The organism is Streptomyces bottropensis ATCC 25435 (genome assembly GCF_000383595.1).
GTDB lineage: Bacteria > Actinomycetota > Actinomycetes > Streptomycetales > Streptomycetaceae > Streptomyces > Streptomyces bottropensis.
In genome coordinates, this window is the sequence record NZ_KB911581.1 from 7,731,520 (window position 1) to 7,750,842 (window position 19,323).

The window sequence follows — 19,323 nt, forward strand, 5'->3', positions numbered from 1 at the left end:
CGCCCCTAGGAGCCTGAGCCCGGCCCCCTGCGTGCCGAGGAAAAGCAGAGGGCGCAGCCCCTGCTTTTCAGGGGCGGGGAACTGCGCGACCAGCCCCCACCGGGCCGTCAGTCGGACGCCTTCGCCAGGGCCAGCGCGTACTCCGGCCACCACTCCCCCGCCTTGGGCCCGCCCTTGCACTCGCCGTCGGACTCACCGGGGCGCTTCACCCACAAGAACGCGTCCACCAGCTCGTCCGGGGTCCTGGTCGTCGGGGTCTCCCCGAGGGCCCGGCCCGGGGGGTTGCACCAGCGTTCGTCCTCGTCGCCCTCGGTCCAGGGGCCGTTGCCGTTGCGGCTGGTGTCGATCACGAACGGCTTGTCGCCGATCTTCGAGGAGAGCTGCCTGCCGTACTCGATGGAGTCCTCGGTGGTGTAGAAGTTCGAGACGTTGACGGCGAAGCCGTCCGCCTGCTCGACCCCGGCCCACTTGAGGGGGTCGTAGATCTCCTCGGGGTCGCCCCAGCCGGCGTTGCCCGCGTCCAGGTACACCTTCGTGTTCTTCAGCGCGCCGAGCCTCTCGACCGCGCCTTTCAGCAGGTCGTACCGCTCGCCGTGGAACTCCTCCGGGGTGCAGCCGTCCACCACGTGGAGCACCGCGTCGGGCTCCAGGACGACCGTGGCCGCCCGGTCCCCGATGCCCCGGGCCACGCCGTCGATCCATGCCCGGTACGCGTCGCCGTCGGCCGCGCCGCCGCCGGAGTACTGGCCGCAGTCGCGGTGCGGGATGTTGTAGAGGACGAGGACGGCGTCCCGGTCCGCCTCCTTCGCGGCCTCGGTGAAGCCTCTGGCCTCCCGCTCCGGGTTCTCCGGGCCGATCCACTCGCCGGTGGGCTGCTCGGCGATCATGCGGATCAGCTGGGCGTCCTCGTCCTTGCCCGCCTTCTCGTAGGCGGCGACCTGGGCCGCCGCGTTCCCCCGCGGATTGACCCAGAACGGGGCCGTGCCGCTTGGCCGTTGGGTGATGCCGGATCCGGAGGCGCGGTTCTTCTCGCCGTCGCCGTCGTCTCCCCCGAAGCAGCCGGCGAGCGATAACGCCACCACCACCGCCACGGACGCCCGAACCCCGGCCCCCCTACTGCCGTACATCCAACTCCCCCTTGGGTGCACCGTGTCGTAAGCGCCAATCCTGGCATAAATCCCGCCTCGCCCACGAGGTCGTGACGGCCTTGGCCAGGTGCTGTCGACTCCTGATCACGATGGTGGGACGACACGTCCGGACAGGGGCGGAAACCGCTCGTACGGCCCCGCGCAGCACCGATCGAAGCACGGGCTCACGCCTCAACTCCTCACTCCGGCGGCGATTATGACGCCCAGTCACAGATACAGTCCGGCATCGGCCGACCTCTGTGGACACCTGGCCCGGTCGACGACCCGCTCCCCCCGGGGCCGGGGCCTGCCCGCTCAAGGTCCCGTGCCGCTCAGGTACGCGGAGACGACGACGTTCGCCGTGTAGGTGCGGGTCGCCTTGTCGAAGGTGCCGCCGCAGGTGACGAGACGGAGCTCGGCGCGCCCCGACTGCCGTACGCCGTAGACCCGTTCGGCGTCGAAGTCGTCGCGGCCGACGACCTGGACGTCGTCCACGGTGAACTCGGCGATCCTGCCGTCGCTGCGGGTGACCCGGATCTTCTCGCCGATGCTCAGCGCGCTCAGCTTGTAGAAGACGGCGGGCCGGGTCTCGGTGTCGACGTGTCCGACGAACAGCGCGGCGCCCGTCGCCCCCGGCCGCGCACCGCCCGCGTACCAGCCGACGACGCCCGGCTGACCGTAGGAGGGCGGTTCGATCGCCCCGTCGCGGTCGAGGCCGCGCGCCACGACCGGCGCCTGTACGCCCATCGCGGGGATGTCCAGCCGCTGCGGCCGCGCGCCTCGCAACGGCTGCGCGGCGGGCGGCAGTTCGGCCTGGGCGGGGCGCCCGACCGCCGCGACGTCACCGGTGGTGGGCGCGGACTCGCCCGCACGAACGTCGGTGATCTCGCGGCCCCACAGCCACAGACCGAGCAGCAGCACGGCCCAGGCGACACCGGCGACGACACGGCCGGTTCCGCCGCCCGACCGGCTTCCGGCGATCGCCCCGATCGTGCTCCCGTCGTCGGAGTAGTCCCGTTTCGACACGGCGACCCCTACTCCGTACCGCGGCCGCGGTTGCGGCGCGCGCCCCGCGCCACGACCACCGCCGCCGCGACCCCGGCGAGGACCAGGCCGACCACCGCGTGGCGGGCGCCGGGGCCGGCGTGCCGGGCGTCGTCCATGGAGCTGGCCGGGTCGGCCGAGCCCCGAGCGTCCACCGGCCCGGCCGCCGCGAGCCGTTCCGCGGCTCCGCCGCCGCCCGCGCGCACGGGGGCGACCGGGGAGGCGGGGGACGTGGGCCGCCGGGGGGACTCGGACTCGGTGCCCGGCGGCCGAGGGGCCGAGGGGCCGGCGGCTTCGGGCCTGCCCCGGCCGACCTTGACGGTCCCCCTGATCCGGTCCGCGGCCACTTCGCCGGCGCAGGTGAGCCGTACCTCGTAGGTGCCGGGTTCGAGCGAGGACCGTACGCGGGTCTCTCCGGCGAGGGTGCCGAAGCCTTCGGCGCCGGTCCGGGTGAGCAGCGCGTCCGCGACGAACACCTCCGAGACGGCCGTCGCGGTCTTCCCCGCGCAGCCCGTGGCCCGCACCCGGATGTCGCTGCCGGGGGACGGCGAGGCCGGTACCACCGAGACGTTTCCCGGGTCGGCCGCGAGGGCCGGGGGCGCCGACGCGGTCAGTGCGGCGGCGACCACCGCACCGGCACAGAGAGTGACTCGTGGTGAGCCCATGGTGAACCTCCAGACACCATGAGACTCTCCCGCCGCCCGCCTGGCCGCACCCGGGGAGGGGCCGCGGCTGCTCCGTACGGGTGTCCGGGGGTTTATCCGGTGGCCGGAGTCGCGTTCAGATGCGCCGGAGTCGCGTTCAGATGCGGTCGACGAGGTCCGCGATCGAGTTCACGACCTTCGACGGGCGGTACGGGAACTTCTCGATCTGCTCCGGGGTCGTCAGGCCGGTGAGGACGAGGTAGGTCTGCATACCGGCCTCGATGCCCGCGAGGACGTCGGTGTCCATGCGGTCGCCGATCATCGCGCTGGTCTCGGAGTGCGCGCCGATCGTGTTCAGGCCGGTGCGCATCATCAGGGGGTTGGGCTTGCCCGCGAAGTACGGCTTCTTCCCGGTCGCCTTGGTGATCAGCGCGGCCACGGCTCCGGTCGCGGGCAGCGCGCCCTCGGCGGAGGGGCCGGTCTCGTCCGGGTTGGTGGCGATGAACCGGGCGCCGTCGTTGATGAGCCGGACCGCCTTCGTCATGGCCTCGAAGGAGTACGTGCGGGTCTCGCCGAGGACCACGTAGTCGGGCTCGTGGTCGGTGAGGACGTACCCGATGTCGTGCAGCGCGGTCGTCAGTCCCGCCTCGCCGATGACGTACGCCGTACCGCCGGGCCGCTGGTCGTCCAGGAACTGGGCGGTCGCGAGGGCGGAGGTCCAGATGTTCTCCACGGGCACGTCCAGGCCCATGCGGGAGAGACGGGCGTGCAGGTCGCGCGGGGTGTAGATCGAGTTGTTGGTGAGCACCAGGAAGGGGCGCCCGGACTCGCGCAGCTTCTTTATGAAGGCATCGGCGCCGGGAATCGGCACGCCCTCGTGGATGAGCACACCGTCCATGTCGGTGAGCCACGACTCGATGGGCTTGCGCTCTGCCATGTGCGATCTCCTGCCGACCTGTGCTGATTCCCGCGTACGCCCATGCGTTCCGGGCCCGCCCCAACCCTAGTGAGGCCTGGCCGAAAAGAGGAGGCCGATCTTGGCCGCTGAGACCGCCCTCATCAGGTCAGCGGGGGCCGGTCCGGGTCACAGGCGTCGAGCCGCGTCCAGGAGTCAGCCCGCCCGCCTGCGGACCGCCGCGACCAGCAGCCCGCCGGCGGACAGGAGCAGCAGTCCGCTCACGTACGGCAGCGCCGCGCGCACACCCGACGCGGCCAGCTCGTCCGGGCGCTCCTCGGGGTACGGCCGCGGCTCGCCGCGTACGACGCCGCCGCCGTCCTTCGCGGTCCCGCCGCCGTCCCGGCCGTTGTGCTCCTTCCCCTGCTCCTTCTCCTGCTCCTTCCTCTGTTCCTTCCTCTGTTCCTTCCCCTGCTCGCTCCCGTCCTCCTCCTCGCCGTCGGTGATCCGGAAGCGGTAGTCGCCGGACTCCCCCACCCACTCGCTGTCATCGCCGCGCCGCTCGACCACGGCCGCGTTGGCCACGACCTCGTTCGGTACGACCGCGTCGGAGGTGACGGAGAGGCGGACCCGGACGGTGAGGGTGCGGCCCGCGGGCACGGTGAAGCCGGTCCCGTCTCCGCCGAGGACCCCGACCAGTTCGTCGGAGTCGGTCCGCTCGAAGGTCACCGGCCGGGGGGCCGTGTCCTCGGCGTCCGCGTAGTACTCCAGCTGCGGCTGCGTCCGCTTCAGCGTGCGCGCGGAGTCCACCAGCACGACCACCGGGTGGATGTTCCCGCAGGTCCGGGTGGTGGTGTTGGTCAGCTCCAGCGCCCAGTCGTGGAAGCCGCCGCCGGCGACATAGGTGGGGGGCCCGCCGCGGATCCGGGTCCGGAGGGGAAAGGCTCCCCTGTCGGCACCGGCACACGTGGGCCGCCGGTCGTCCAGCACCGTGCGCACGGGCCCACCGGGAACGGGGACACTGCCGAGCGCCACCGCGGAACCACTGACGAGGGCGGCTGCGCCGGCAAGGACAAGAGCGGTCAGACAGGTAGACGGTCGCATGAACACATGACCATGCCATCTACTTGCGCGGGGGAGCGCCGCCACGCCTTGGGGCGATGGGGTTCGGGGCCAAGTCCGCTCGATCGGCGGAGCAGAACTCAGAACTCGATCAGCGGAGCAGAGGGGGGAGACGCCCTGGATGCCGCTGGATGCCCGTGGCCCACGGCAGCACCGGCTTTCAGGGGCGCGGGAAACCTCCGCGAGCAACCACACCCACCCCGCACCCACCCCACCCAACAAGCCCCCGCCCACCCCTCACCTCACCCGTCCTCCCGCCCGAACAGCGGCGCCAGCAGCAACTGAGCCGCCCCCTCCGCCACCCCGGACGCCCCACCCCCCACCACCCGAACCGGAACCGCCGGATCCTCCCCCTGCCGCCGAGCCCACGCGTCGAGCACGAACCCCACCCCCCGCACGAACGCTTCGGGCCACGCCTCGATCGTGCGCCCGCCCAGCAGCACCAGCTCGATGTCGAGCAGTCCCACGAGATTCGCGACCCCCGCACCGAGCACCCGCGCGGCCTCGTCCACGTCCCCGCGCCCCACCGCCGCGAGGCACAGCGCCTCGATGCACCCCCGGTTCCCGCACTCGCACAGCGGCCCGTCCAGCTGGATGACCTGGTGCCCGAACTCACCGGCCCGGGTCCGCGCCCCCCGGTGCACCGCCCCGTCGATCACGAGCCCCGCCCCCAGCCCCGTACCGAGGTGCAGATAGGCGAAGGACCCGTGCGCCCCGGCGGTCGCCGCGAGCCCCAGCGCCGCCGCGTTGGTGTCCTTGTCCACCACCACCGGCATCCCCAGCCGCCGCACCAGCGCCGCCCGCAGCGGGAACCCGTCCCACTCCGGGAACCCGGTGACCCGGTGCAGCACGCCGTGCAGATGGTCGAGGGGGCCGGGCAGGGCGACGCCGACGCCGAGCACAGGCAGGAGTGAGGAGCCGTGGGTATCACCGTCGGGGTCCTCCGGCGCCGCCGGACGCCCCTCGCTCGCCCGCGCCAGCAGCGCCTCCACCTCACGGGCCGCGCCCTCGACCACGGCGTCCGCCCCGGCCCCGAGGTTCAGCTCCGCCCGCCGCTCCCCGACCACCGTGCCGGTCAGGTCGCACAAGACGGCCGTCAGCTCGTCGCGGTCGAGGTGGAGACCGACCGCGTGCCCGGCGTCGGGCACGAGCCGCAGCACGGTGCGCGGTTTGCCCCCGGTGGAGGCCCGGTACCCCGCCTCCGTCAGCAGGCCGTCCACCCGCAGCCGGGCGGTGATCTTGCTGACGGCCTGAGGGGTGAGCCCCGTCCGCTCGGCCAGCTCCAGCCGGCTTATCCCGGCCGTCCCGGCGCCGCGCAGCAGGTCCAGGACCAGCGCGCCGTTGTGGCTGCGCAGGGCGAGCAGATTCACACCGGTCACCCCTGGGGGACGGCCCCCGTTGCCCGGGCCGCCGCCCGCACCACCACCGTTGCCGATCCCGTTGCCGATCCCGTTGCCGTTCACCCTTCCATTGTCCCTCGTGCTTGCACTTTGGCAACAGCGTTGCTTAAGTGGACGCCATGACAGGCACCAGCACAGGCAGAACCCCTCGCGTCGCGCTCGTCGGCTACGGCCTCGCCGGCTCCGTCTTCCACGCCCCGCTGATCGCCGCGACGGAAGGTCTGACCCTCGACACGGTCGTCACCTCGCACCCGGAGCGGCGGGCCCAGGCCCGCGCCGAGTTCCCGGAGGTGCGGCTCGCGGCCACGGCCGACGAGCTGTGGGGCCGGGCGGACGAGCTGGACCTGGTCGTCGTCGCCTCCCCGAACAAGACGCATGTCCCCGTGGCCACCGCCGCCCTGGAGGCGGGCCTCGCGGTCGTCGTCGACAAGCCCGTCGCCGGTACGGCGGCCGAGGCGCGCGAGCTGGCCGCCCTCGCGGACTCCCGCGGCCTGTTCCTGTCCGTCTTCCAGAACCGCCGCTGGGACAACGACTTCCTCACCCTGCGAGGGCTCCTCGCCGACGGCGAACTGGGCGAGGTCCGCCGCTTCGAGTCCCGCTTCGAGCGCTGGCGCCCCCAACTGAAAGGCGGCTGGCGCGAGTCCGGCGACCCAGCAGAGATCGGAGGTCTCCTCTACGACCTGGGCAGCCACGTCGTCGACCAGGCCCTCACCCTCTTCGGCCCCGCCGCGCTCGTGTACGCCGAGTCCGACCTGCGCCGCCCCGGCGCCGAGACGGACGACGACACGTTCATCGCCGTCACCCACGCGAACGGCGTCCGCTCGCACTTCTACGCCTCCGCCGTCACCCCTCAACTCGGCCCGCGCTTCCGCGTGCTGGGCTCCGAGGCGGGCTACGTCAAGTACGGCCTCGACCCCCAGGAAGCTGCCCTCCGCGAGGGCGAGCGCCCCGTCCCCGGCGCCGACTGGGGCGTCGAGCCCGAGGACCTCTGGGGCCACGTCGGCGCCGGCGACTCCCCCCTGACCGGTGGCGGCCGCCCCGTCCCGACCCTCCCCGGCGACTACCCCGCGTACTACGCGGCCGTGGCCGCCGCCCTGCACGGCACCGGCGAGAACCCGGTGACGGCGTACGAGGCGGCCGCCGCGCTGGACGTACTGGAGGCGGCGCGCAGGTCGGCGCGCGAGGGCGTGGCGGTGCGACTGTGACGACCACCGGCCCCACCTCTCCCGCGGACCCGGCGCCGGTCCCCTCTGTCCCTGTCCCTGCCCCTGTGCCTGTGCCTGTGCCTGTGCCGACGATCGAGGAACTCGAAGCCCAGGAACGCCGCCTGGTGCTCCCCCGGTTCACGCACGACGACGCCTGGGCGCTGGGCTCCCTGCTGGTGGAGCTGGCCCGCGAGGGCGAGGCCCCGGTCGCCATCGACATCCGACGCGGCCCCCAGCAGCTGTTCCACGCGGCCCTGCCCGGCTCGACCCCGGACAACGACGCCTGGATCGACCGCAAACGCCGCGTGGTGGAGCGCTACGCCCACGCCTCCTACCTCGTCGGCGCCCGCTTCCGGGCCAAGGGCACGACCTTCGAGGCCTCGTCCCGCCTGGACCCCGACCGGTACGCCGCCCACGGCGGTTCCTTCCCACTGGCCGTCGAGGGAGCGGGAGTGATCGGCACAGTGACCGTCTCGGGCCTCCCTCAACTGGAGGACCACGCCATGGTGGTGGAGGCCCTGGAGCGCTTCAAGGGCACGATGTAGCTGCGGGGTCCGGGCCGCGCCCCCTGTCTTTGTCCTTCAGAAGCGCGGCCGGAACCGCGCGACAAGCCACGACGAACCGCGGCCGCCGACGAACCGCGGTCCCCACCACCTAGCCACCCGGCACCCGGCACCCGGCACCCGGCACCCGGCACCCGGCACCCGAGCGGAGCCCCTACGCGTCCCTGAACTCCTGCCTCTGCCGCCCGAGCCCGTCGATCTCCAGCTCGACCACATCGCCCGCACGAAGGAACGGCTTGGGCTCGGGCTCCCCCAACGCCACGCCCGCCGGCGTCCCCGTGTTGATGACATCCCCGGGGTACAGCGTCATGAACTGACTGACGTACCGCACGACCTCACTCACCGCGAAGATCTGCTCCCCGGTCGTCCCGTCCTGCTTCAACTCCCCGTTGACCCAGAGCCGAAGCCCCAGCTTCTGCGGATCGGGAACCTCGTCCGCGGTCACCAGCCACGGCCCCAGCGGATTGAACGTCTCGCAGTTCTTGCCCTTGTCCCACGTGCCGCCGCGCTCCAGCTGGAACTCCCGCTCGGACACGTCGTGCGACACCGCGTACCCGGCGACATGCGCGAGCGCCGCATCACGCGACTCGACGTACCGGGCCGTACGCCCGATCACGACCGCCAGCTCGACCTCCCAGTCGGTCTTGACCGACCCGCGCGGCACGAGCACCGTGTCGTGGGGCCCGACCACGGTGTCCGCCGCCTTGAAGAAGATCACCGGCTCGGCGGGCGGCTCGGCCCCCGTCTCGCGCGCGTGGTCGTGGTAGTTGAGCCCGATGCAGACGATCTTGCCGATACGGGCGAGCGGCGGCCCGACGCGCAGCCCCGCCGCGTCCAGGACGGGCAGCTCACCGCTCCCGGCGGCGGCCCTGACCCGCAGAAGCGCCTCCTCGTCCGCGAGCAGCGCGCCGTCGATGTCCGGGACGACGCCCGACAGGTCCCGCAGGACTCCCTCGGCGTCGAGCAGCGCGGGCCGCTCCGCACCCGCCGTACCGACTCGCAGCAGCTTCATGATGGCCATCTCCCTCGGTCGTCCGCCGCCCGACCGATGGGTGCAGCCATCGGAGGACTGGTCGATCGTCCAAGGTCACGGTCCACTCCGCAATACCCGGTTCACGTAGTGGACCGCCCTGCTCGCCCGGCTCGTAACCGCCCGTCCGCGCCAGCCGCCCGCTACTGCGCCGTGGCGGTCGACGAGGCACCGGTGCCGGTACCCGCCGCGGCCCCGGCCCCCGCCGTCGGCAGGGGGTAGAGCAGCGCCCGCTCCACCGCGCTCCACGTCGTACTGGTCACCACGTACAGCGCGGCCGCCAGCGGCACCACCGCCACGCTGAGCAGCGTGAAGAAGGACATGAACGGCATGAACCTGCTGACGGCCCCCATGCTCGCCGCCATCCCGGGCAGCTGCTCGTCCGACCCGGCCGGCAGACCGGCCGTACCCGCCGCCATCATCCGCTTCGTACGGCGGAAGTTGAAGGTCGCGACCCCCGCGACGATCACGAAGAGGCCGACGTAGACGAGCCCCTGCGGCCCGAGCACGCCGCCGTCGCCGAGCGCGTCGGCAAAGCGGTCGCCGAGCGGGGCGGCGAAGAGGCGGTGGGTGAGGAGCGCGTTGGCCTCACCGCCGATCGTCCGGTTGGAGAAGAGGTGGTAGAGGAGGAAGAAGGCGGGCAGCTGGCAGAGACTGGGCAGGCAGCCGGACAGCGGCGACACCTTCTCCTTGGTGTGCAGCTCCAGCATGGCCTTCTGCAGCTTCTCCGGGTTCTTCGCGTGCTTCTTCCGCAGCTCCGCGATCTGCGGCTGCAGGGCGATCCGGGCCCGCTGCCCCCGTGCCGCCGCCCGGGACAGGGGGTGCACGAGCAGTCGTACGAGCGCCGTGAACAGGACGATCGCGAAGGCCGTCGCGGAGGCGTGGAACAGCGGCTGGAGCAGATCGGCGAGGTGTCCGACGAGGTCGGCGAAAACGGACATGGGTGGGAGCCCTCCAGGGGTCTCGTCGTGCCAGGGACCCGTCCGTCCGGGGACGGACCGGGGTCAGGAACCGGCGCGACGGCCCGCGCGAGGAGCACGTGCCTGGACTGCTTGCGCAGCTTGGAACAGAGGGGGCGTGCCCTACGCGGTGGCCGTCAGGAGGGCGTGTCCGGGCGCCCGGGGCCGCGTGCGGCCGCGGGCGTCGGGATCGCGTTGGGGCAGGAACGCCGTACGGCGCTCACGGTCCCGTATGGCCGTCCGTACGCGCGTACGAGGCACGACGGGGGCGCAGCGTGAGGCGATCACCGCACAGGCGGCGAACGCGGATCCGGCGGCGGCGGTCGCGGCGAAGGCTACGGCCGCGGAGAGCGTGCCGGCGTCGAGGACGGCGACCTGGAAGAGGAACGGCAGCAGCACGGCGGCGGGACGCAGGTCGATCCAGCTCCGGATCATCGCGCACCCCTTCCTGCTCCGTGCTCTGGTTGCCGCACCGCACTCTGTCGCACACATGCTCTCATCTGAGCCGCACCGAGCGTAGCTTCCCCCAGACCACGAGGCGGTATGTGGAGGTGTACGCGGGCGTGCAGGTGGTGAGCGTGAGGTAGTGGCCTCGCTCGGCGTACCCGTACGACGGCCGCACGTCGCTGCGCGGGACGGGCCGCAGGACCCCGCGGTCGCCGGGCGCGGTCTGCGGGAGCGTCCGGTCGACGACGTAGATGTGGACGGCGTCCCGGGTCTCGATGCGGACCTCGTCACCGGGCGCGAGCCGGTCGAGGTGGCGGAAGGGCTCGCCGTGGGTGTTGCGGTGCCCGGCGAGGGCGAGGTTCCCGGGCCGGCCGGGCTGCGCGGTCCCCGGGTAGTGCCCGACGTACCCGCTGTCGAGGACGTCCGCCCGGCCGACCCCCTCGGCGACGGGCACGCGGAGGTGGAGGCGGGGGATGGCGAGGACGGCGTAGGCCCTGCCCGGGCGCTCCCGCTCCCCCCTCCCCTCCCGCTCCCCGCTTCTCTCCCGCTCCCCGCTCCCCTCCGTGTCCGCGCTGCCCTCCGTGTCCGCGCTCCACTCCGTGTCCGCGCTGCCCTCCGTGTCCGCGCTCCACTCCCTCTCCAGGGCGGCCACCTCGCGGGCCGCTCCCTCCTGGGCCTGCCGGTTGGTCCACCACAGCTGATGGGCGAGAAAGAGCAGGAGGACGAGCCCGAGGGTGACGGCAGCCTCGGCGGCGACCTGGAGCGCACGGGGGTGGGCGACTTTCATCTCCCCTTCTCACAACCCTTGAAAGAAATAGGAGAAAGCGCTGTCACACCTCTCGACAACCTCACCTTTCACCCCTGACTCTTCCGATGTCGCTACAGAGCAGTTGTCCCCACTGATGTCTCCCTGAGCAGTTCGGAAGGTGGCCGGTCCCCCAGCCCCACCTTTCCCTCCCCTCGGCACCCGCATCCCCCGGAGCTGACATGACTGCATCCCCCGAGCCCACGGACGACCGGACGAGACCGGCCGCGCAGACCCCGCCGGCCGATCGCCCCCCGGCCGCCTTCGGCCGCAGAGCCCTCCTCGCCGCGGCCGGCGGCGCGGTGGTCGGCACGGCCCTCGGCGCCGGCACGGCCCACGCGGACGCGACCATCGCCGTCAACCCGGCCACCAAGTACGGCACTTGGGAGGGCTGGGGCACCTCCCTGGCCTGGTGGGCCAACGTCTTCGGTGCCCGGGACGACTTCGCCGACCTGTGGTTCACCACGAAGACGACGACGTACAACGGCACGGCCCTGCCCGGCCTGGGCATGAACATCGCCCGCTACAACCTCGGCGCGTGCAGCTCGAACTCCATCAACGGCGAGTCGATGGTGAAGTCCCCCAACATTCCCGCCTTCAAGCAGATCGAGGGCTTCTGGCAGGACTACACCAACGAGAACCCGACCTCCTCGGCCTGGAAGTGGACGGCGGACCCGAACCAGCGCGCGGCCCTGACGAAGGCCGTGGCGCGCGGGGCGACGACGGAACTCTTCGCCAACTCGCCCATGTGGTGGATGTGTTCGAACCACAACCCCTCGGGCGCCTCCGGCGGCGGCAACAACCTCCAGACCTGGAACTACCGCCAGCACGCCTCCCACCTCGCGGCGGTGGCCCTCTACGCCAAGAACAACTGGGGCGTGAACTTCGCGACGGTCGACCCCTTCAACGAACCGGCGTCCTCCTGGTGGACGGCGACCGGCACCCAGGAGGGCTGCCACATGGACCCGGCGGTCCAGGCAGCCGTACTCCCGTACATGCGCAGCGAGTTGAACGCACGCGGCCTGAACTCGGTCCGTATCTCGGCCTCCGACGAGACCAACTACGACACGGCCCGCTCGACGTGGAACTCCTTCAACTCCACCACGAAGGCCCTGGTCAGCCAGGTGAACGTGCACGGCTACCAGGGCGCGGACGGCCGCCGCGACCTCCTCTACACGGACGTGGTCACCACCGCCGGCAAGAAGCTCTGGAACTCGGAGACGGGCGACAGCGACGGTTCGGGCTGGACCCTCGCGCGGAACCTCTGTTACGACTTCCGCTGGCTGCACCCCACGGCCTGGGTCTACTGGCAGGTGATGGACCCGACGGCGGGCTGGGCGATGATCGCGTACGACCAGAACACCCTCCAGCCCACGACGGTCCAGACCAAGTACTACGTGATGGCCCAGTTCAGCCGCCACATCCGCCCGGGAATGACGATCCTGGACACGGGCTCCAGCTTCACGGCGGCGGCGTACGACGCGGCGGCCAAGCGCCTGGTGATCGTGGCGATCAACACCGCCTCTTCGGCCCAGACCTTCACCTTCAACCTCGCGAACTTCACGACGGTGACGGGCGGCGCGAACGGCCTGGTCCCCCGCTGGAACACCCACACCTCGGGCGGCTCCGACCGCTACCGCGCGTACGCGGACACGCGCCTGAGCGGCAAGACGGTGGCGGTGCCGTTCGCGGCGGGCGCGGTGCAGACACTGCAGATCGACGGGGTGACGATCTAGCGAACCGTCCGCTCGGGCCGGTGCGCGGACCGAGGAACCGCCCTCGGCCCGCGCGCACCCTCGGCCCGCGCGTCCCGGGCCCGTCCCCGAGGGAGAGCCGAAGGCAAAGGTGGGGAGGTGGGAGAGAACGCGCCCAGGCCTGCTCCCTCCCACCTCTGCCCGTACCTCACCTCCATCCCCTTACCTCCCCCACGGGCAGTACGGTGTCGTCCATGCGCCCCGACACGCCTGCCGAGAACGTCGACCACAACGCCGAAGCGGCACGCCTGGAGCGGACCGCCGACCTCTATCCCGAGGACGCCGAGCACCTCCTCCTCCAGGCCGCCGCCCACCGCGAACTCTCCGGCGACCGCCCCACGGCAACAGCCCTCTACGACCGCCTCCTGTCCTCCTCCACCCCCCTGGACAACCCCCACCTCGTACGAGCGCTGAAAGCGTCCAACCTCTGGGAGTACGGCCACGAGGCGGAGGCCCGCGCGATCATCGACGGCGTCCGCGCGGCGGCCCCCCGCGACCCGGCCCCCTGGGTGATCGTCGCCGAGGCCCTGGAGGCCCACGACGAGCTGGAGGCGGCCCAGGACACGTTCACGGCGGCCGTGACCCTGCTGTTGACGGACGTGGCAGAGCCCCCTTACTCGACCCGCCCCCTGCTCTTCGGCCGCCACCGGGTCCGCCGCATGCTGGGCGCGACGCACGACAACTGGGACGCGGTGGCGGACACCCTCCACTCCTCGTCGATCTCCCTGGACGAACTCCACGACCCCAAGCGCGTCTGGTCCCTGGGCTCGGACAACCCGGCGGAACTCCAGGCCGAGATCTCCCGCCTGCGCGCGGAGTTGGGCGCCTACCGCGAGGCCCTGTCCCGCCCGTTCCCGGTGGCGGTCCTGCACTGGCCGGCCACCGAACTCTCGGAGCTGGTCTCGGCCTACCCGGGCCTGGCCGCGGAATACCCGTCCCACGAGGAACACCTCGCGACGATAGAGGCCTCACTGAGGGAACTGTCGGCCTCCGGCACCCCGAACCTGGGCATCGTCACCGGCACGGTGCCGTCCTACGAGGCCTTCGCCGCCTCGGAGGGCTCGTCCCCGGCCGACGCGACACTGCTCCCGCAGTACGCGACGACGCTGGCGGCGCGGGGGTTGGCGGTGGAGTGGCCGCCGCAGCGGGGAAGCGCGTGCTGGTGCGGCTCGGAACGGCCTTACGAGACCTGCCACGGAGCGTAGGTCAAGGCGCCAGTCCCCCACTTCTCCGCAAGCCGCCAAGCAATCCCGGCGTGCATGCGAGACGCGAATGCGCCAGGCACCCCGCCCCACAACCCAGCCGACCTCGCCTCACTCAACCTGGACCACGCACCCTTCCGGGCCGCTCGCTCGCTTCTCCCCCGCGCTGGAGCGGCCCGGGTCAAGGGTGGCCCGCAGGGCCATCGCCGCAGGCGACGCGAAGCGCCCTTGAGGTGGGCCGCGGAGGCGCGACACTGCCGAAGAAGCGAGTGGCCCTACGGCACCTCGACCACACCGCCCCCTCGCGCCGCTCCTCGATCACCAAGATCCGGAGCGGCTGCCCCCTCCGCTGTGGTGGAATCGAACTGCACCCGACCGGACCGAGCCGCGATCGTGAGGCACAGCCGCCTTGAGCACGATGAAGCCGTTGTCGCCCGCCGTCTCCGCACGCATGAGCAGACAGGTCAGCAAGGACACGGCCGCCGAACTGGCCGTTCGTCGCCTGCTCCACGCTGCCGGGTTGCGCTACCGCGTGGAGTTCCCGGTCCCGGGCATGGCCAGACGCCGTATAGACGTGGCGTTCACCCGAGCCAAGGTGGCCGTGCTGATCGACGGATGCTTTTGGCACGGCTGCCCTGAGCACGCCACGCAGCCGAAGTCGAACGCAGAGTGGTGGCGCAACAAGCTGGACCGGAACACGGCCCGCGATCGGGAGACTACGGAGCATCTGACCGCGGCGGGGTGGACGGTGCTGCGGTTCTGGGAGCATGAGGCCCCTGAGCAAGTGGCCGTGCGAGTGGCCGCAACAGTGGAACGACGTCTGGCAGAGGGAACGAAGGGACGGGAAGCGTGGGGGGACTGACCTTCGTGGATGTGTGTTCCGGAGCTGGTGGCCTTGCTCTCGGCCTGGAGCGGGCAGGATTCGAACCGCGCCTCCTGCTGGACGAGGACGAGGTGGCCGTCAGAACCTTGAAGGCCAACCGACCGCAGTGGAACGTATTGTGCGCCGATCTGCTGGACTTCGACCCGGCCGAGCACCCCGTGAGCTACGACGTGGATCTCCTCGCGGCAGGCCTGCCACGGGTGAAGTCGAGCGCGACCATCGGGCGGACGAATTCCGACAAAGAGGAAGAACTGCTGAGGGCGACCGTCCTGCTCGCCCATGCGATCAAGCCTCGGGCCATCCTCATCGAGAACGTCCCCGGGCTCGCCGATTCGGACAACTACCAGCCCTTTCGTGACTTCGCTCGAGCCGAACTCGCCCATCTGGGATATGAGTTCAGTTGGTTCGTCGTCAATGCGGTCGACTTCGGCGTACCGCAGAACCGGAAGCAGGGAGTCCTCGTAGCAGTCGAACGATCACTGGCCGAAGCGTTCCGACAGCCGACGCCCACTGTGAGCGAACCGGCTACGGTCGGCGTCATCCTGGGGCCGTCCATGGCCGCACACGGGTGGCAGGATGCTGCACGCTGGGCCGCCCAAGCCGATCAACCGGCTCCGACACTGGTCGGAGGCTCGAAGAACCGAGGCGGCGCGGACCTGGGACCGACCGGGGCCAAGCGGAAGTGGGCGACCATGGGGGTCAACGCACACACCGTGGGTGACCGAATTCCGGGTCCGGACTTCGTTTGGAATCCCGAGCTCGGCAGGGACAACATGGTGAAGATCACGACTGAGCAGGCCGCGTTGTTGCAGGGTTTTCCCGAATCATGGCAGATCGCCGGACTCAAGACCGCACGATATCGCCAGGTCGGACACGCGACACCGCCGCCCGTCGGAGAAGCTCTGGGGCGAGCCGTCGCCGAAGCGTTGAACCGGGATCCGGCAGCCTCCCCGGCCGGCTAGACTTCCGCCACATGACCAGCACGGCGCCACACCAGTCCATCCTCGACAAGCCTTTTGTCCTGGATCTCTTCGCGGGACCCGGAGGGCTGGATGTCGCGGGGCACACTCTCGACATCCCCAGTCTCGGCATCGAGTGGGACAAGAGTGCCTGTCTCACGCGATACGCGGCCGGGCTGGAGACACTGCACGCCGATGTGAGCGCGGTGCGCAGAGACTCCTTCGAGTCGCTACCTCCGGAGATCAATGTGCTGGCCGGTGGACCTCCCTGCCAGACCTACTCCGTGGCCGGGCACGGCGCGGGCCGTAAGAACCTGAACAAGGTCAAGGAGTACATCGAGCGACTGACGGCAGGCGAGTCCGACGAGGCGATCGACGAGGATCTGAAGACTCTCAGCGATCCGCGCACCGCGCTGGTCCTCGAACCACTCCGATACGCCCTCCAGGCGACCAGAAGTCCGAACCGCGGCAGGCGCCCGTACGACGTGATCGTCCTGGAACAGGTCCCGGCGGTCGAGGAACTCTGGCACCACTACGCCAAGGTGCTGGAGGAAACGGGTCTTCCCGACGGCACCAAGTACAAGGCCGTCGTCGGCCTCCTCAACACCGAGACCTACGGGGTCCCTCAGAAGCGATCACGTGCGGTACTGATCGCTCGTCGTGAAGGACTCGATGAGCCGTCACTTCCCAAGCCGACCCACCATTCCTACGAGGCCAAGGCGTGGAATCGTAGGAACGAAGATGATCAGGCCGCATCGAGCCGGGTTCATCAGCCGACCTTCGACGAGGACTCGGCGACCTTGGCGGAAGAACACGATGCAACCGATGGCGAAGACCTGCAGCCCTGGAGGTCGATGGGTGACGTGCTTGCCGAAGCGGTGGGCACACACCCGGGACGCGACACTCCGTTCCTGGTCCGCTCGAACTACGGCAGCTCCGGAATCCCCGGAAGGCGTGGAGTTCGGAGCGATCGACAACCTGCGTTCACCGTCACCGGCCGCATCTCCCGCTTCGTGGTCTTCCAGCATCTCGACGCGGACATCGTCTATGAGGGTGCACGGTTCAGCATGAACGAGGCGGGGATGCTGCAGAGCTTCCCACCGGACTACCCGTGGTCCGGTAAGGCTCAGGCGCAGCAGGTGGGCAATGCCGTACCGCCCCTGTTCGGGGCGCACCTGTTGAGCGCCGCGCTCGGTCTCCCCGCACCGGACGCTGATGCGCTGCGCAAGCCGTGGCCGGCGGCCACAGAGGAGCAGCGAGCCAAGTTGCGGAGCCACGGCTGCGGGACTGCGGACGATTGCACCGCCAGGTGCCCGCGCCCGGAGGACCAGGCGCCGGCACCCTCCTCCGAGCGTCCGCGCCGGAAGAAGACCTAGCAACACCGTTCGCGGGTACGGCATTTCCGGGGCCGGTCAGTCCACGCTCTTCCTGCCCCTGACCGGCGCGGTCTCGAACAGCTCGGCGAAGTACTCGGCAAGTGAGGCCACGGACTTCTCCGGGACAGGATCCTCGTCGGGTCCGTCCGGGAGATGACGTCGATCGACCGGTGGTGCCGATGCGGCCTCCGCGATCCAGTCCCGCAGACGAGCAGGATCCCTCGGCTCGTCCCGTGCGAGGACGTCGTACACCAGCGTCGCTCCGGCCGCATTGATCGCGACACTGAGGCCGAAGATCTCTCGCCCGGTGGTGATCTTCCCGCCTTTCAGAAGACGGACGAGAGCCTGGGCAGTGGGACGATGATCGATCAACTCCATCCGCAGAACCGTGTGGATGAGGTCCTGGTTCCCACAGGCCGCGACAACCGGCTCGTAGTCCGGCCCGTTCCGGAAGAGTTCTGCCGCCCACCACAACCGGGAGAAGCACTGGCGGTCGGCCGGGCCCCGGAACCGCTCTGCGGCGATACGCCTCTCCGGCCGCTTCGCCGTCGGCTCCGACAGGTGGCGCCATGCGACGTAATCGGGAGCAACCGCCAAGGCGAAGTGGTTCCAAAGACGCTTGTCCGCCGCCTCCCGCCGTGTCAGACGCAGGGTGGCATGGAGGCGTGGCGCCAGCCACGCGTCAGCGCGGGTGCGGTCTGCCCGGAACTCGTACATGGCGTCCTCCACCAGGCTTCGGATCGGCTCGACCGACCACCTGGCGTCGTCCTCCGGGAGCGGCTCGACGACCTTGGCGAGGTCGATGCCGCCGTGCACTTGTTCGCCTGTCAGTAGCTCCTCGGTGAGGAACGGGTCGACGGCCGACGTGGCGAGCAGCGCCAGGCGCCCCGGTACATGGCTCGGTGCGGCGATCACTTCTCGCTCTCCCGGTTCATCTGTTCCAGACTGCGGATGGCGTAGGCGAGCGCCTTGGAGGCATCGGCACGGCGCACCGCCGCATAGTGGATACGGGTCTGGAGCTCCACCCAGCCCGATTCGCCGGTGCGTCGTCGATGCACCTGCCGTAGGGCCTCCTCGACGTGCACACCGGGAATCACATCCGGGAGCATCTCCCGCAACACCTCGCCCTGCCAGTCGGTCGGGAAGACCGGACCGCCACCGGGTTCCACCTCCACATCACCGATGGCTCCGTGGAACACGGCGGTCCAGACGTCGGTGGCCATCTGGGCGACCAAGAGGTCACGCACCTTGCTGTCCACTCCGGAGCCGTTGCTGTCCAGCAACCCTATGACTCCTTCGACATCCGTGTTCACGAACACGGTGGGAACTCTGGTCGAGGTGTCCACGATCCAGGGAGCGTCCGCGTACGCCTGCAGCCACGCCCGAGCACTCTTCCTGAACGGAGCTTTCTGGACGTCGAGTCGGAGGCCGCGGACCGGCTCGTCGGAGACCGTGTCGATGATCCAGCTCCGGTCGGTCTCCGCGATCGAGCGACCGGGTACCTCGTCCACCGTCCCGACGGCGTACACGGCGAGGGAGGCACGACCCATGTGGTCGTCCCGGAACACTTCGAGGGAGCCTGACCAGTCACGACCGTCCTCCGCGTCCTGCGCGAGAGGCACAGAAGTGCGGACGTTGGTCTCACCGTCCGTCAGAACGGCGATGACCTTCAGGTCGGACCAGGCCGCGTCCGGTGCGTTCACACCGGGCGGCAGCGTCGCCGAGAGGCCGATCGTGGCGCCCACCCAGTCGGTGTGGCCCGCGATGCCGAGCGCGACGGTCTGCTGCTGGGTGGAGTAGGCGGTGGTCTCCAGTTGGTCCCGGGTGCCGTCGGAGAGTTTGAGCGAAACCGAGGTCACTCTGAGAACGACCGGTCGGTTGAGCCGCTTGTAGGGGTAGATCTTCACA

General features: G+C 70.9%; 19 protein-coding genes. 7 read left to right on the plus strand and 12 right to left on the minus strand.

Annotation, left to right across the window (positions count from 1 at the left end; genetic code table 11):
• Positions 1–107: 107 nt before the first annotated feature.
• The 6 genes from STRBO_RS0134275 to STRBO_RS0134300 all read right to left on the minus strand — a co-directional run bounded on the left by STRBO_RS0134275 (position 108) and on the right by STRBO_RS0134300 (position 6,295).
• Positions 108–1,127 carry a glycoside hydrolase family 6 protein gene (locus STRBO_RS0134275; RefSeq protein ID WP_028796999.1) on the minus strand — a complete coding sequence of 340 codons (1,020 nt, stop codon included), beginning with the start codon at positions 1,125–1,127 and terminating at the stop codon, positions 108–110.
• A gap of 315 nt (positions 1,128–1,442) precedes the next feature.
• Positions 1,443–2,153, minus strand: a complete 711-nt coding sequence (locus STRBO_RS0134280; protein WP_005486606.1) for a class F sortase — start codon at positions 2,151–2,153, stop codon at positions 1,443–1,445.
• 8 nt (positions 2,154–2,161) lie between these two features.
• Positions 2,162–2,836: a hypothetical protein gene (locus STRBO_RS0134285; RefSeq protein ID WP_005486607.1), complete on the minus strand. Its 675-nt coding sequence runs from the start codon at positions 2,834–2,836 to the stop codon at positions 2,162–2,164.
• Positions 2,837–2,972: 136 nt separating this feature from the next.
• Positions 2,973–3,752: an HAD-IIA family hydrolase gene (locus STRBO_RS0134290; protein ID WP_005486608.1), complete on the minus strand. Its 780-nt coding sequence runs from the start codon at positions 3,750–3,752 to the stop codon at positions 2,973–2,975.
• 174 nt (positions 3,753–3,926) lie between these two features.
• On the minus strand, positions 3,927–4,814 hold the full coding sequence (locus tag STRBO_RS0134295) for a hypothetical protein (RefSeq protein ID WP_063743207.1): 888 nt from the start codon (positions 4,812–4,814) through the stop codon (positions 3,927–3,929).
• Between the two features lie 260 nt (positions 4,815–5,074).
• Entirely contained in the window at positions 5,075–6,295 is a 1,221-nt protein-coding gene (locus STRBO_RS0134300) for an ROK family transcriptional regulator (RefSeq protein ID WP_020115535.1), read from the minus strand.
• Between the two features lie 56 nt (positions 6,296–6,351).
• Here STRBO_RS0134300 and STRBO_RS0134305 point away from each other — a divergent pair, with 56 nt between their 5' ends.
• Both STRBO_RS0134305 and STRBO_RS0134310 read left to right on the plus strand, forming a co-directional pair.
• Positions 6,352–7,437 carry a Gfo/Idh/MocA family protein gene (locus STRBO_RS0134305; RefSeq protein WP_020115536.1) on the plus strand — a complete coding sequence of 362 codons (1,086 nt, stop codon included), beginning with the start codon at positions 6,352–6,354 and terminating at the stop codon, positions 7,435–7,437.
• Between the two features lie 83 nt (positions 7,438–7,520).
• Positions 7,521–7,982 carry a heme-degrading domain-containing protein gene (locus STRBO_RS0134310; protein ID WP_005486612.1) on the plus strand — a complete coding sequence of 154 codons (462 nt, stop codon included), beginning with the start codon at positions 7,521–7,523 and terminating at the stop codon, positions 7,980–7,982.
• A 172-nt stretch (positions 7,983–8,154) separates the two neighbouring features.
• Here STRBO_RS0134310 and STRBO_RS0134315 read toward each other — a convergent pair whose 3' ends face one another.
• The 4 genes from STRBO_RS0134315 to STRBO_RS0134330 form a co-directional block, all read right to left on the minus strand.
• Positions 8,155–9,012 carry a fumarylacetoacetate hydrolase family protein gene (locus STRBO_RS0134315; protein ID WP_028797001.1) on the minus strand — a complete coding sequence of 286 codons (858 nt, stop codon included), beginning with the start codon at positions 9,010–9,012 and terminating at the stop codon, positions 8,155–8,157.
• Between the two features lie 161 nt (positions 9,013–9,173).
• Entirely contained in the window at positions 9,174–9,971 is a 798-nt protein-coding gene (locus STRBO_RS0134320) for a YidC/Oxa1 family membrane protein insertase (protein WP_005486614.1), read from the minus strand.
• 141 nt (positions 9,972–10,112) lie between these two features.
• Positions 10,113–10,424, minus strand: a complete 312-nt coding sequence (locus STRBO_RS0134325) for a DUF6412 domain-containing protein (RefSeq protein WP_005486615.1) — start codon at positions 10,422–10,424, stop codon at positions 10,113–10,115.
• A gap of 61 nt (positions 10,425–10,485) precedes the next feature.
• Complete coding sequence (locus STRBO_RS0134330; protein WP_005486616.1) at positions 10,486–11,223, minus strand: class E sortase; 738 nt, start codon at positions 11,221–11,223, stop codon at positions 10,486–10,488.
• Between the two features lie 200 nt (positions 11,224–11,423).
• Here STRBO_RS0134330 and STRBO_RS0134335 point away from each other — a divergent pair, with 200 nt between their 5' ends.
• From STRBO_RS0134335 to STRBO_RS0134355, 5 genes are all read left to right on the plus strand, one after another.
• A complete protein-coding gene (locus STRBO_RS0134335) occupies positions 11,424–12,977 on the plus strand; it encodes a glycoside hydrolase (protein WP_005486617.1) in 1,554 nt (517 codons plus the stop codon).
• A gap of 212 nt (positions 12,978–13,189) precedes the next feature.
• Positions 13,190–14,200 carry an SEC-C domain-containing protein gene (locus STRBO_RS0134340; protein ID WP_005486618.1) on the plus strand — a complete coding sequence of 337 codons (1,011 nt, stop codon included), beginning with the start codon at positions 13,190–13,192 and terminating at the stop codon, positions 14,198–14,200.
• 448 nt (positions 14,201–14,648) lie between these two features.
• Positions 14,649–15,059: a very short patch repair endonuclease gene (locus tag STRBO_RS0134345; RefSeq protein WP_020115537.1), complete on the plus strand. Its 411-nt coding sequence runs from the start codon at positions 14,649–14,651 to the stop codon at positions 15,057–15,059.
• Positions 15,047–16,042 carry a DNA cytosine methyltransferase gene (locus STRBO_RS0134350; protein ID WP_005486623.1) on the plus strand — a complete coding sequence of 332 codons (996 nt, stop codon included), beginning with the start codon at positions 15,047–15,049 and terminating at the stop codon, positions 16,040–16,042. The genes STRBO_RS0134345 and STRBO_RS0134350 overlap by 13 nt, the downstream gene beginning before the upstream one ends.
• An 11-nt stretch (positions 16,043–16,053) precedes the next feature.
• The gene (locus STRBO_RS0134355; RefSeq protein WP_005486625.1) at positions 16,054–17,415 is read left to right on the plus strand and encodes a DNA cytosine methyltransferase; all 1,362 of its coding nucleotides are present in this window, start codon (positions 16,054–16,056) and stop codon (positions 17,413–17,415) included.
• A gap of 36 nt (positions 17,416–17,451) precedes the next feature.
• Here the strand turns inward: STRBO_RS0134355 and STRBO_RS0134360 are convergent, their stop codons facing one another.
• Both STRBO_RS0134360 and STRBO_RS0134365 read right to left on the minus strand, forming a co-directional pair.
• Complete coding sequence (locus tag STRBO_RS0134360; RefSeq protein WP_005486626.1) at positions 17,452–18,330, minus strand: DUF6339 family protein; 879 nt, start codon at positions 18,328–18,330, stop codon at positions 17,452–17,454.
• Positions 18,327–19,322 (minus strand): hypothetical protein, encoded by a 996-nt coding sequence (locus tag STRBO_RS0134365; protein WP_005486628.1) that lies wholly within the window; start codon positions 19,320–19,322, stop codon positions 18,327–18,329. Before STRBO_RS0134365 ends, STRBO_RS0134360 begins: the two co-directional genes overlap by 4 nt.
• Position 19,323 lies beyond the last annotated feature (1 nt).